We start from the raw sequence: 13,277 nt of genomic DNA on the forward strand, positions 1-13,277 counted from the left end.
AAATTCTGGGCAAAGGAGCTTCACTGTGACTGTCCGCGTAGGCGTGAACGGCTTCGGTCGTATCGGACGTAACTTCTTCCGTGCTGTCGAGGCGCAGAAGGCGCTCGGCACCACGGACATCGAGATCGTCGCGGTCAACGACCTCACCGACAACGACACCCTGGCGACGCTCCTGAAGTACGACTCGATCCTCGGTCGCCTCGACAAGGACGTGCGTGTCGAGGGCGATTTCATCGTGGTCGGCGACCAGAAGATCAAGGCTCTCGAGATCAAGGAAGGCCCCGCCGCACTGCCGTGGGGCGACCTGGGTGTCGACGTCGTCGTCGAGTCCACCGGTATCTTCACCGACGCAGCCAAGGCCAAGGGCCACCTCGACGCAGGCGCCAAGAAGGTCGTCATCTCCGCGCCCGCCAAGGGCGAGGACATCACCATCGTGATGGGCGTCAACGACGACAAGTACGACGGCAGCCAGAACATCATCTCGAACGCGTCGTGCACCACCAACTGCCTCGGCCCGATCGCCAAGGTCCTCGATGACAGCTTCGGCATCGAGAAGGGCCTCATGACGACGGTCCACGCCTACACGCAGGATCAGAACCTGCAGGACGGTCCGCACTCCGACCTGCGCCGTGCCCGCGCCGCCGCACTGAACGTCGTCCCCACCGGCACCGGTGCCGCCAAGGCCATCGGCCTGGTCCTCCCGCAGCTGCTCGGCAAGCTCGACGGCTACGCACTGCGTGTGCCGATCCCCACCGGCTCGGTCACCGACCTCACCGCCAACCTTCGCACCAAGGCGTCCGTCGACGAGATCAACGCGGCGATGAAGGCTGCTGCCGAGGGACCGCTGAAGGGCATCCTGAAGTACAACACCGACCCGATCGTGTCGTCGGACATCGTTACCGACCCGCATTCGTCGATCTTCGACGCGCCGTTGACCAAGGTCATCGACGACCAGGTCAAGATCGTTTCCTGGTACGACAACGAGTGGGGTTACTCGAACCGCCTGGCCGATCTCATCGGTCTCGTCGCCAAGTCGCTCTGACACCCCACACGAACAGGACACCCGAACAGTGGCAGTTCAGACCCTGAAGGATCTGCTCGACGCCGGGGTGGAGGGGCGCGGTGTGCTCGTGCGCTCCGACCTCAACGTCCCCCTGGACGGCGCGACGATTACCGATCCCGGACGTATCCTCGCGTCTGCGCCGACGATCGCAGCACTCGCGGAAGCGGGCGCCAAGGTTGTCGTCACCGCGCACCTCGGTCGCCCCGAGGGCGAGCCGGATCCGAAGTTCTCGCTTGCTCCCGTTGCGGCGAAGCTCGGTGAGGTGCTCGGCCGCAACGTCCAGCTCGCCGGCGATGTCGTCGGGCAGGACGCCCTCGCTCGTTCCGAGGGCCTGACCGACGGCGACATCCTCCTGCTGGAGAACATTCGGTTCGATCCGCGTGAGACCAGCAAGGACGAGGCTCAGCGTCAGGCGCTCGCCCGTGAGCTCGTCGAGCTAGTCGGTGACGACGGCGCGTTCGTCTCCGATGGTTTCGGTGTCGTGCACCGCGCACAGGCGTCGGTGTACGACGTGGCAAAGCTGCTTCCGCACTACGCGGGCGGTCTCGTCGCTGCGGAGGTGGAGGTGCTGGCCAAGCTCACCACCGATACCGAACGTCCATACGCGGTGGTTCTCGGCGGTTCGAAGGTCTCCGACAAACTTGCGGTGATCGAAGCGCTCGCACCGAAGGTGGACACCCTCGTCATCGGCGGCGGTATGTGCTTCACATTCCTTGCCGCACAGGGTATTTCCGTCGGGAACTCCTTGCTCGAGGAGTCGATGATCGACACGTGCAAGAGCCTGCTCGACCGGTTCGCCGACGTCCTCCACATCCCGCAGGATGTGGTGGTGGCCGACAGTTTCTCCGCCGATGCCGAAGCGAAGACCGTTCCCGTCGCCGAGATTCCGGACGGGTGGATGGGGCTGGACATCGGCCCGGAGTCGGTGCAGCGTTTCGCGTCGCTGCTCACGGCGGCCCGGACCGTGTTCTGGAACGGCCCGATGGGCGTGTTCGAATTCGACAAGTTCGCGGCAGGCACCAGAGGCGTAGCCGAGGCCATCGTCGAAGCCACAGGTAAGGGTGCGTTCAGCGTCGTGGGCGGCGGCGACTCCGCAGCGGCGGTGCGTCAGCTGGGTCTGCCCGACGACGGGTTCTCGCACATCTCGACCGGTGGTGGCGCTTCCCTCGAATACCTCGAGGGCAAGGAACTGCCCGGCATCGCTGTTCTGGAGGCATGAGATGGCACGCAAACCGCTCATCGCGGGCAACTGGAAGATGAACCTCAACCACCTCGAGGCCATCGCACTGGTGCAGAAGATCGCGTTCACCCTCCCCGACAAGTACCTGGAGAAGGTCGATGTCGCGGTCATCCCGCCGTTCACCGACATCCGCTCGGTGCAGACCCTGATCGAAGGCGACAAGATCGGGCTCACCTACGGTGCGCAAGACGTGTCGGCGCAGAGTTCCGGTGCCTACACCGGCGAGATCTCCGGTGCCATGCTCGCCAAACTCGGATGCACCTACGTCGTCGTCGGACACTCCGAGCGGCGCACCCTCCACGGAGAGACCGACGAGCTCGTCCGCGACAAGGCGAAGGCTGCGCTCGCGCACGGTCTGATCCCGATCGTATGTATCGGTGAAGGTCTCGACGTTCGTGAGGCGGGCAACCACGTCGCCTACAACGTCGAACAGTTGAAGGGTTCGCTCGCCGGGCTGTCCGCCGACGACATCGCCAAGATCGTCGTCGCATACGAGCCGGTCTGGGCCATCGGCACGGGCAAGGTGGCCTCGGCCGCCGACGCTCAGGAGGTGTGTGCCGCGGTGCGGGCCACCCTCGCCGAGCTGGCCTCGCCCGAGGTCGCGGCGTCCGTCCGTGTCCTCTACGGCGGTTCCGTCAACGCCAAGAACGTCGGTGAGCTCGTCGCTCAAACCGACGTCGACGGAGGTCTCGTGGGCGGTGCATCGCTCAAGGCCGACGAGTTCGCGCAATTGTCGGCGATCGCTGCCGGAGGCCCGCTGCTCTAGGCAATCGACACGCTGGTGTCACCGCTGTGGGGTGCAGGATCCGTGCTGATCCTGCACCCCACAGTCATTGTCGAAGCTCGACTGCGTTTCGCGGCAACGCGAGGTCATGCATGACTGCGGTGCCGCGAATCTGCATGCACCCGGCCACCGGGTAAGCTGACGGCCGACGTCACCCACCAGCCGAAGGACACCGAACACCGACATGGCACTGTTCCTGGACATCCTCCTGATCGCCACCAGCCTCCTGCTGATCCTGTTGGTGCTGCTGCACCGCGCCAAGGGCGGCGGCCTGTCGAGCCTGTTCGGTGGCGGAGTCCAATCGAGCCTGTCCGGTTCGACCGTCGCGGAGAAGAACCTCGACCGAGTGACCCTCTTCGTCGGCATCATCTGGGTCATCTCCATCCTCGGTATCGGGCTGCAGATCAAGTTCAGCTGACGCTGTAGCGCTCGCGGAGCGGCAACCGGCCGCGGATACTGAGCGCATGACCGACACCGCTCCGGCTTCGGCCACCGAACCACTCCGCGACGACATCCGACTGCTCGGCGGCATCCTCGGCGCCGTCGTCCGAGAACATGCGGGCGACGAGATCTTCGGTCTTGTCGAAGCAGCACGTGTCGCCAGCTTCCAGATCCGGCGTTCCGAACTGGAACGCTCCGAGCTGGCCGCGCGTCTCACCGCGGTCCCCACCGCCGATGCCATTCCGGTGGTGCGTGCCTTCAGTCACTTCGCTCTGCTCGCGAACCTTGCCGAAGATCTCCACCGCGAACGTCGCCGCGCCGTCCACGTCCATGCGGGCGACCCAGCACCGGACAGCTCCCTCGCCGCGACCTACATCCGGCTCGATGCGGCGCACCTCGATCCGGGCACTGTCGCCGACGCCCTCGCCGCCGCGCTTGTCGCTCCCGTCATCACCGCGCATCCGACCGAAACCCGTCGCCGCACCATCTTCGACGTGCAAACCGCCGTCACCGAACTCATGCGTCGCCGCGACAACGTGGCCGACGCGCATGCGCGTGAGCTACTCGACAAAGACCTGCACCGACAGATCCTGACGCTGTGGCAGACGGCGTTGATCCGATTGTCGCGGCCACGGATCAGCGACGAGATCGAGAACGGTCTGCGGTACTACGAACTCGCGCTGTTCGATGTCGTCCCCGAACTCAACACCGAGATCCGCCGCGAATTGCGCCGCCGCTGGCCCAGTGCAGCGATCCTCACCCAGCCCCTGGTGCGCCCCGGGTCGTGGATCGGTGGTGACCGCGACGGCAACCCCAACGTCGACGCCGACGTCGTGGCGACAGCGTGCGACAGAGCCAGCGCGACGGCGCTGCGTCACCACCTCGGCGAACTCGCGGCGCTAGAGCGCGAACTGTCGATGTCGGCTCGGATCACTCCGGTCACCGAACAGCTGAAGGCGCTCGCGGACGGTTCCGGCGACAACGACCCTGCCCATTGCGACGAGCCGTACCGCCGAGCGGTCCACGGGATCCGCCGCCGGCTCTCTGCGACCGTGATGCGCCTGCATCCGGGACTCGAACTGGCCGACACCGTCGACGGTGAGCCGGTGGGTTACGTGAGGCCGGCCCAGTTGCTCGCCGATCTCGGAATCCTCGACGTCTCGTTGCGGGGTGCGGGCAGCGCGGTGATCGCCGATGACCGCCTGGCCCGGCTCCGCGGGGCTGTCGAGGTGTACGGATTCCACCTCGCCCCGCTGGACCTGCGCCAGAACTCGGAGGTCCACGAACGCGTCGTGGCCGAGTTGTTCGCCTGGTCGGGGGTGACCGACCGCTACCGTGAGCTCGACGAGAATGCCCGGGTCGCACTGCTCACCGCGGAACTGCGCGTCCGTCGGCCATTGAGCACGCCCGAGGCCCACCTGACGGAGGAGACCGCAAAAGAACTCGCGATCCTCCGTGCCGCTGCGGCTGCGGTGCGCCGCATCGGTCCTACCGCGATCGAGCACTACGTCATCAGCATGTGCACGTCGGTCTCGGACCTGCTCGAAGTGGAGGTGTTGCTCAAGGAGGTGGGGCTGCTCGATCTCGACGCGGGCTACCCACGATGCACCGTCCAGGTGATACCTCTGTTCGAGACCATCGACGATCTGCGTGGGGGAGCGACGACCTTGACCGCGGCACTTGCCGTCCCCGAGTTCCGCAGCCTCGTCGATGCCCACGACGGCGTGCAGGAAGTGATGCTCGGGTATTCGGACTCGAACAAGGACGGCGGCTATCTCGCCGCGAACTGGGCGCTGTATCGCGCCGAACTGGACTTGGTGGATGCCGCGCGCGCGACCGGAATCCGGCTGCGGCTGTTCCACGGCAGGGGCGGCACGGTCGGCCGCGGCGGCGGCCCGAGCTACGATGCGATCCTCGCGCAACCACCTGGCGCGGTGAACGGATCGCTGCGCCTGACCGAACAGGGCGAGGTGATCTCCGCGAAGTACCGTGATCCTGTTCTGGCCCGCCGAAACCTGGAGGCACTCGTCGCCGCCACACTCGAGTCGACGCTCCTCGATGTCGAAGGCCTCGGTGCCGACGCACCGGCGGCCTACAGAGTCTTCGACGAACTAGCGGATCTCGCTTATCGGGCCTACCGGAGCCTGGTGCACGATACACCGGGCTTCGTCGAGTACTTCACCACTTCGACTCCCGTCGCCGAGATCGGTGATCTGAACATCGGGAGCCGCCCGGCGTCTCGTAAACCGACCGAGGCGATAGCCGACCTGCGTGCCATCCCGTGGGTGCTGGCCTGGACCCAGTCGCGTGTGATGCTTCCCGGCTGGTACGGCACGGGCAGTGCCATTACGGAATGGATCGGTAACGCCCCCGACCGGCTCGCGACTCTGCAGGAGCTCTACCGACGGTGGCCGTTCTTCCGTTCCGTACTGTCGAACATGGCCCAGGTCATGGCCAAATCGGATCTGGGGTTGGCGGCCCGCTACTCGGAACTCGTGGAGGACGAAGGACTACGCGCGCGGGTGTTCGGTCGGATCGTCGCCGAACACGAGAGCACGGTGCAGGTGTACTTGCAGATCACCGGATACGACTCGCTGGTCGCCGACAACCCCGCCTTGGAACGGTCGCTTCACAACCGGTTCCCCTATCTCGAACCGCTCAACCACCTGCAGGTCGAACTGTTGCGGCGATATCGTGGCGGCGAGGACAACGACGAGGTCAAGCGTGCGATACAGCTGACCATGAACGGACTCGCCACCGCGCTGCGCAACAGCGGCTGAGATCCCCCGAAAGAAATTTCGCGCGGTATGTCGATTCGAGGCAGGTCCGTTCGTCGTCATCATGTACGGCAACCCGGCCGCACATCCGCACACTGGAGATCCGTCGTGAAATACATGCTGATGATCTACGCAGACACCGCAACCGACATCGAGCCCACCTGTGACTTCGAGGATTGGCAGCAATACGACAAGGAGTTGAAGGAGGCGGGGATCCTTGTTTCCGGGCATGCCCTCGAAGACCTCGTCACCGCCACCTCCGTCCAGGTGGACGCCGAAGGCCGTCGCAGCGTCACCGATGGCCCGTTCGCGGAGAGTCGTGAGGTTCTCGGAGGGTACGACGTCATCGACGTACCGAACCTCGACGTCGCGCTCGACTGGGCGGCACGCTGCCCCGGGTCCCGCGACGGCGGCCGTGTCGTGGTGCGACCCATCGCGGAGTTCGGGGCCTAAGTTGTGACCGACCCGGACACCTCCGCAGATGCCGCGCTGCGGATCGAGACGGTGTTCCGGGAGGAACACGGCCGGCTGCTCGCGGCGCTCGTCCACCGGTTCGGTGACCTCGACCTCGCCGAGGAAGTGGCGTCCGAAGCGATCGAAGCTGCCTTGATTCACTGGCCGGTGGACGGCGTCCCGGATCGCCCCGGAGCGTGGTTGCTCACAACTGCACGCCGGCGCGCTCTCGATCGTCTCCGCCGTGACCGCGCCTACGCAGAGCGGCTGGCGGTCCTCGCAGTGGAATCCGAGAGATCCGCGCCCCGCACGGTTCCCGAGGGCGACGACCTGCCCGACGATCGGCTTGAACTCTTCTTCGCATGCGCCCATCCGGCATTGTCGCCGGACGACCGCATCGCGCTGATCCTGCGCTGCCTCGCTGGACTCGATACCGGCGAGGTTGCGCGGGCCTTCCTCGTCCCGCGCACCACCATGGCCCAGCGGATCGTGCGTGCCAAGAACAAGATTCGTGGTGCACGCATCCCGTTCCGGGTGCCGCGCCCCGACGAGCTGCCGGAGCGGCTGCCGGTGGTGCTCGGCGCCGTGTACTCGATCTTCACCGAGGGGTACACGGCGAGCACCGGAGAGTCACTGCAGCGCCTCGACCTCGCGGAAGAAGCGATCCGCCTGGCCCGGATCCTGCGCAGGCTGATGCCCTCGGAACGTGAAGTGACCGGGCTTCTTGCCCTGACACTGCTCGTGCACGCCCGCCGCGAAGCGCGCACCGATTCGTCGGGCGCGCTGGTGTTGCTCGCCGATCAGGACCGCACTCGCTGGGACCTCCCGATGATCGACGAAGGTCGGTATCTGGTCGGTGAAGCATTGACCGGCGGACGTCCCGGCCCCTATGCGGTGCAGGCGGCGATTGCGGCGGTGCACGACGAATCGGAGCGCGCCGACGACACCGACTGGCCGCAGATCGTGGCGCTCTACGACGTGCTCGGCGCCCTCACGCAGTCACCGATCGTCGCGGTGAACCGCGCGGTGGCTGTTGCGATGCGCGACGGTCCCGCTGCGGGACTGACTCTGCTCGAGGACCTGGCCGGCGAACCGGCTATTCGCAATCACCACCCGTACGCCGCAGCCCGAGCCGAGTTGCTGCACCGCCTCGGACGTCACGATGAAGCCGCCGAGTTGTATCGGCGCGCGCTGGACCTCGCGGGTACCGCGCCCGAACGCCGGTACCTGTCGATGAAGCTCAGCGAGATCACGCCGAAGTGAGGCACGAAGACTACCGATACTCGTCGGCGAGATCGGGATATTCGTCCCACCGTGGTAGCCGGGTCCCGAGCACCGCAGCCTCGAGCCGGTCGAGGTAGTACTGCCAGCCGGGACCGATTTCTCCGACCTGCGAGCGGGGCACGTGTCGATGGGAGAATTCGACGGTGGTGACCCGGCCGATCGAGTGCAGCGCTACTTCGAGCAACCATCCGTCGATGTCGACGACGAACCCCGTCGGAGGAGTGCAGGTCACCACCCGTACATCGCTGGTGCTCGTGTCGTGCTGATCCGACATCGTCAGTCGAATCCATCCTGTAGTGGGGTCGCCGGTGTAAGAGCCGTACCAGCGGGAAAGGGATTCGGGATCGGTCAGGGCGGTCCACATCTCGCCGAGTGAACAGACGACCACGCGCTGATACCGCAGCGTGACCAGGGTCGAGCCGTCCGGGCAATCCTGCTCGGGGCGAACAGCTCCGGGGATGGTCGTCGGGGTGCTCACAGTGACTCTCCTCTCCCACGTTCTGGGCGTCGTGCTCCACCCATTGTCGCGCAGTGTGCCGACGTTGCGGTGACATATTGGGTGGGGGAGGGAACCGTTCGGGTCTCCGCCGCGTCGAACTTGACGAGAGGGAAATCACGCGGCGACACGCCGCGGCAACCACGTGAGGAGCCCGCCGCATGGATCCACGCACGACGCGATGTGTACCAACCAGGTCACCACTGAGGACCCTGCGTGTGGCCCGCGGCCCGCGTTCCCTGAGGCAGATGCGTTGCGTGCATGTGGGAGGGGCTACGCCGCAGCATCGGTCGGGTCAGGACGACCCGGATCGGAACGAGCGGGAGGAGTGAGCTGCGGAGCGGCGTCCGGTGCTGTGCGGGCGAGGTGGGTCGGTGGAATGGGAATACCGTGGTGGGTCAGGGTCGCAGCATCCAGCCCGGCGAGGAAATGATGCAGCGTCGAGATCAACGGGTGGGTCTTCACGGACGAACCTCCTCGGAATCACTGTTCGGAATCACTACTCGGGCACTTCGAGCACACCACCGCCGATGCCGTAGAAACAGTGGCAGTGATGCCATGTATCGGTAATATTTGGCCATGTCGCACGTGGTGGCGCTTCCGGTGTACGACGGCATGACCTTGCTCGAATACGGGGCGGTGATCGAAGCCCTGGGATTCCGGTGGTCCGAGCTGCCCGAACTCGATTACGAACTGCGCAGCTGCGGGCCGAAGACCGGCGTGACCACGCTCAGTGGTGCGGCGCTCGTCCCTCGATTCCCGATCGAGGCGATCGCCGACGCAGACACGGTCATCGTGACCGGTGTCCGCGATGTCGACCGCGACCGTTGTGCCGAGTGGGGCGACCTGCTTCGCACCGCCGCCGCACGTGGCGCCCGGATGGTGTCGGTCTGCACCGGTGCGTTCGCCCTCGCCGAAGCGGGACTCCTCGACGGTCGACGGGCCACGACACACTGGCGGCACGAACACCTCATGAGGTCCGCATTTCCGGCCGTCGACCTGAACATCGCAGCGATCGTCGTGCGCGACGGCAACTTCGTCACCAGCGCCGGAGCATCCGCGGGTCTCGACCTCAGCATCGCCCTCATCCGGGACGATCACGGGCCGGACCGCGCCAACGACATCGCCAGGCGGTTGGTCATGACACCACATCGCCACGCAGACCAGGCCCAATTCGTCGACGTCGACCGGATTCAGGTGCGCGACGACCCCGCCTTCACGCGCATACTCGGTGCGGTCGGTGACGACGTCGGCCGCCCGTGGACAGTTCAGGATCTTGCGGCCGAAGCGAACGTGTCGCCGCGCACACTACATCGGAGATTCCGGGCATACACAGGGTTCTCGCCCTTGGACTGGCTTGTCCGCCAGCGCATTCGAGCGGCGATGTCGCTGCTGGAACACACCGATCGGCCGGTCGAGGCGATCGGACGTGCAACAGGATTCGATGCCGCGGAAACCTTCCGATACCACTTCAGGCGTGTTGTCGGAACCAATCCGCGCGACTACCGCATGAGCTTCCGCGGAGCGTAGAACAGGTCGGACGATCAGGGCTTCGGGAGATCCGCTGCCGCAGCCGGATCGACGAACCACACTGTCCGCTCGCGGCCCCTCGCACCCGCTGCGGGAATCTCATGCGGATCGGCGCCGCCGACCGCCGCGGCGACCGCGTCGGCTTTGGCTGCACCGGTGACGAGCAGCCACACCTGTCGCGCCCGCTGAATCGCGGGCAACGTCAGCGTCACCCGCGCGGGCGGGGGTTTCGGGGAATCGTCGAGACCGACGACGAACCGGGCGTCCTCACGCACCGCATCGGTATGGGGGAACAACGAATTGATGTGCCCCTCCCCGCCCATGCCGAGCAGGTGCACATCGAAGGTGGGGACGGTGTTGTCGGGGGAGTGCTGGGCGAGCACCTCCGCGTAGCGAGCAGCGGACTCCTGCGGCGTGGTGCAGCCGTTCTCGCCGAGCCCCGGCATCGTGTGGACGCGCGACGCGCCGATCGGAACCAGATCGAGCAACGCGGCGCGGGCCTGCACCTCGTTGCGGTCGGGGTGGCCGGGCGGCAGGAAGCGCTCATCGCCGAAGAACACGTTCACCGCCGACCAATCGATGCCGCCTTGATCGCGTCGCACGTGCTCGAGAACCGCGATGCCGGTACCTCCGCCGGTCAGGACAACAGATGCCTGCACGCGCTCGCGTTGTGCGGCGACGATCGCCTCGACGAACTGCGATGCAGCAGCCTTTGCGACCGCATCGGCATCGGCGAACTTCGCGACCTCCACGGGTCCGAACTCAGACATATTCCACCTTCGACAGTTCGGCCAGCGCGGCCTCGTAGATTTCGTCGGGATCGAGGCGCCGCAACTCCTCTGCGAGACACTCGGCAGAGTCACGGCGAGCCAGGGTGATCAGGGCGTCGGGTTTGTCGGTGCGCTGCAGCGTCGCCACACGCCCGTCCTGAGGCCGATCGAGCACGATCGTCTGAGTTTCGGTGTGCAACTCGACGCGCAGCTCGCCGACTGCGCGCTGGACCGGGCAATCGAGCCGGCTCGCGAGCCACCCCGCCAGCAGATCGATCGCGACCTCCCCGTGCAGACCCGACACTGTCGCCGAGAGGACCTTCTCGTAGGGTGGCTGATCCAACGCGGAGACGAGCAGCGCGCGCCAGTACGTGATCCTGGCCCACGCAAGGTCGGTGTCGCCGGGCCGGTAGCCCGTGAGGCGCCCCACGATGTCGGCCCGCGGATCGATCGCATTGGTGGCATCGGTGATGCGCCGCACCGCGAGCTTCCCGACCGGATCCAGGGCCGGAACGGCGGGGGCCTGATTCGGCCACCAGGCGACCACCGGTGTGTCCGGAAGCAGGAACGGGACGACCACGGATTCCTGATGGTCGCCGAGCTCGCCGTGCAACGCGAGGATCAGCACCTCGGATGCCCCGGCCTCCCCGGCGACCCGGATCTCCGCGTCGAGGCGCGGGGGGCCGTCCATGCGTCCCCGGCCGATCACGATGACACGGCACGGATGTTCGCGGGACGCGTCGGTCGCCGCCGAGATCGACGCTTCGAGACGCCGTGCGTCGCCCGCACACACGATCAACGTCAGAACGCGACCCTGCGTGACGACACCGCCCGTGCGCCGCAGTTCCACGATCTTCTTGCTGACATCCACGGCGGACGTGTCGCGCAACTGAACTCTCACGGTCGCCTCCATTCGCGGCCGGAGCGGCGCAGCATCTCGTCGGCGGCAGCGGGGCCCCACGTACCCGACTCGTACCCTTCGGGGCGACCCGACTTCGCCCAGTGCTCGAGTACCGGATCGAGGATGTGCCAGGACAATTCGACCTCCTGGTTCACCGGGAACAATGACGGCTCACCGAGCAGTACGTCGAGCAACAACCGCTCGTACGCCTCGGGGGACGACACCGTGAACGCCTGGCCGTAGCTGAAGTCCATGTTCACATCCCGGACCTCCATCTCGGAGCCGGGGACCTTCGAGCCGAAACGCATCGTGACGCCTTCGTCGGGCTGAACCCGGATGACGAGGGCGTTCTGGCCGAGTTCCTCGGTCATCGTGGTGTCGAACGGAAGGTGCGGTGCGCGCTTGAACACCACCGCGATCTCGGTGACACGGCGACCGAGCCGTTTACCCGTGCGGAGGTAGAACGGCACTCCCGCCCACCGGCGGGTATCGACTTCGAGGGTGATCGCGGCGTAGGTCTCCGTCGTCGAATCGGACGCGAACCCGTCCTCTTCGAGCAGCCCCACCACGGGTTCGCCGCCCTGCCAGCCCGCGGTGTACTGGCCGCGGGCGGTGGTCTCGTCGAGCGGCTCGGCGAGACGGGTCGCGGACAGCACCTTGATTCTCTCGGCGCGCAGCTCGGACGGCGCAAAGCTGACCGGTTCCTCCATGGCGGTGAAAGCGAGCAGCTGAAGCAGATGGTTCTGGATGACGTCGCGGGCCGCGCCGATACCGTCGTAATACCCCGCGCGACCACCGAGGCCGATGTCTTCGGCCATCGTGATCTGCACGTGGTCGACATAGTGCGCGTTCCAGATCGGGTCGAACAGCTGGTTCGCGAAACGGAGCGCCAGGATGTTCTGGACCGTTTCCTTGCCCAGATAATGGTCGATTCGGAACACCGAATCCTCGGAGAACACCTCACCGACGACGGAATTGAGCTCGCGGGCGCTTTCCTGGTCGTGCCCGAACGGCTTCTCGATCACCACGCGGCTCCACGCGCCGTTCTCAGGTTCGGCGAGCCCGGATCGGGACAACTGTCCGCACACCACCGGGAACGCGGCAGGCGGGACCGACAGATAGAACGCATGGTTCCCGCCGGTGCCGCGTTCACGGTCGAGTTTCTCGAGTGTGGCAGTCAATTCCGCGAAGGCGCTGTCGTCGTCGAAGGAGCCCTGCACGAAGCGGATTCCTTCGGAGAGACGTTGCCACACCTCTTCGCGGAACGGGGTACGGGAATGGTCACGGACCGCGGCGTGCACGATCTGACCGAAGTCCTCGTCGGCCCAGTCCCGCCGAGCGAAACCGACCAATGCGAATCCGGGCGGCAGCAGACCCCGATTGGCCAGGTCGTAGACCGCGGGCATCAGTTTCCGTCGGGCGAGGTCGCCGGTGACCCCGAAGATCACGAGGGCGCATGGTCCCGCGATGCGAGGAAGACGACGGTCTCTGCCATCCCGCAGCGGGTTGACCCACGCCGCCGCGCCGGATTCGCGCAC

13 protein-coding genes are annotated in these 13,277 nt (G+C 66.2%); 8 read left to right on the forward strand and 5 right to left on the reverse strand.

The genetic code is table 11. The features are described from left to right. The first annotated feature begins 25 nt into the window (after positions 1 to 25). The 7 genes from gap to ACTDXD_RS23525 all read left to right on the forward strand — a co-directional run bounded on the left by gap (position 26) and on the right by ACTDXD_RS23525 (position 8,021). The gene (gap, locus tag ACTDXD_RS23495) at positions 26 to 1,042 is read left to right on the forward strand and encodes a type I glyceraldehyde-3-phosphate dehydrogenase (protein ID WP_440124587.1); all 1,017 of its coding nucleotides are present in this window, start codon (positions 26 to 28) and stop codon (positions 1,040 to 1,042) included. 28 nt (positions 1,043 to 1,070) lie between these two features. Further along, positions 1,071 to 2,282, forward strand: coding sequence for a phosphoglycerate kinase (locus ACTDXD_RS23500; protein WP_440124588.1), 1,212 nt, complete (start codon positions 1,071 to 1,073; stop codon positions 2,280 to 2,282). A gap of 1 nt (position 2,283) precedes the next feature. After that, entirely contained in the window at positions 2,284 to 3,069 is a 786-nt protein-coding gene (gene tpiA / locus ACTDXD_RS23505) for a triose-phosphate isomerase (RefSeq protein WP_440124589.1), read from the forward strand. Positions 3,070 to 3,271: 202 nt separating this feature from the next. After that, positions 3,272 to 3,505 carry a preprotein translocase subunit SecG gene (gene secG / locus ACTDXD_RS23510; protein WP_054720914.1) on the forward strand — a complete coding sequence of 78 codons (234 nt, stop codon included), beginning with the start codon at positions 3,272 to 3,274 and terminating at the stop codon, positions 3,503 to 3,505. Positions 3,506 to 3,551: 46 nt separating this feature from the next. Continuing rightward, positions 3,552 to 6,308, forward strand: coding sequence for a phosphoenolpyruvate carboxylase (ppc, locus tag ACTDXD_RS23515; RefSeq protein ID WP_440124590.1), 2,757 nt, complete (start codon positions 3,552 to 3,554; stop codon positions 6,306 to 6,308). A 105-nt stretch (positions 6,309 to 6,413) separates the two neighbouring features. Next, a complete protein-coding gene (locus tag ACTDXD_RS23520; RefSeq protein WP_440124591.1) occupies positions 6,414 to 6,758 on the forward strand; it encodes a YciI family protein in 345 nt (114 codons plus the stop codon). Positions 6,759 to 6,761: 3 nt separating this feature from the next. Beyond that, positions 6,762 to 8,021: an RNA polymerase sigma factor gene (locus tag ACTDXD_RS23525; protein WP_440124592.1), complete on the forward strand. Its 1,260-nt coding sequence runs from the start codon at positions 6,762 to 6,764 to the stop codon at positions 8,019 to 8,021. 10 nt (positions 8,022 to 8,031) lie between these two features. Here ACTDXD_RS23525 and ACTDXD_RS23530 read toward each other — a convergent pair whose 3' ends face one another. Continuing rightward, positions 8,032 to 8,520, reverse strand: a complete 489-nt coding sequence (locus ACTDXD_RS23530) for an SRPBCC domain-containing protein (protein WP_440124593.1) — start codon at positions 8,518 to 8,520, stop codon at positions 8,032 to 8,034. A 291-nt stretch (positions 8,521 to 8,811) separates the two neighbouring features. Then, a complete protein-coding gene (locus ACTDXD_RS23535; protein ID WP_440124594.1) occupies positions 8,812 to 9,003 on the reverse strand; it encodes a hypothetical protein in 192 nt (63 codons plus the stop codon). A 114-nt stretch (positions 9,004 to 9,117) separates the two neighbouring features. Between ACTDXD_RS23535 and ACTDXD_RS23540 the strand changes: the two genes are divergently transcribed. Further along, positions 9,118 to 10,068: a GlxA family transcriptional regulator gene (locus ACTDXD_RS23540; RefSeq protein ID WP_440124595.1), complete on the forward strand. Its 951-nt coding sequence runs from the start codon at positions 9,118 to 9,120 to the stop codon at positions 10,066 to 10,068. 14 nt (positions 10,069 to 10,082) lie between these two features. Here the strand turns inward: ACTDXD_RS23540 and pgl are convergent, their stop codons facing one another. The 3 genes from pgl to zwf are packed head-to-tail and all read right to left on the reverse strand — an operon-like array spanning position 10,083 to position 13,277. After that, positions 10,083 to 10,838 (reverse strand): 6-phosphogluconolactonase, encoded by a 756-nt coding sequence (gene pgl / locus ACTDXD_RS23545; protein WP_440124596.1) that lies wholly within the window; start codon positions 10,836 to 10,838, stop codon positions 10,083 to 10,085. Further along, positions 10,831 to 11,739, reverse strand: coding sequence for a glucose-6-phosphate dehydrogenase assembly protein OpcA (gene opcA / locus ACTDXD_RS23550; RefSeq protein WP_440124597.1), 909 nt, complete (start codon positions 11,737 to 11,739; stop codon positions 10,831 to 10,833). The genes pgl and opcA overlap by 8 nt, the downstream gene beginning before the upstream one ends. Further along, positions 11,736 to 13,277 (reverse strand): glucose-6-phosphate dehydrogenase, encoded by a 1,542-nt coding sequence (gene zwf / locus ACTDXD_RS23555; RefSeq protein WP_440124598.1) that lies wholly within the window; start codon positions 13,275 to 13,277, stop codon positions 11,736 to 11,738. Before zwf ends, opcA begins: the two co-directional genes overlap by 4 nt.

The organism is Rhodococcus sp. SJ-3 (assembly GCF_051918125.1).
Classification (GTDB): Bacteria; Actinomycetota; Actinomycetes; order Mycobacteriales; family Mycobacteriaceae; genus Rhodococcus.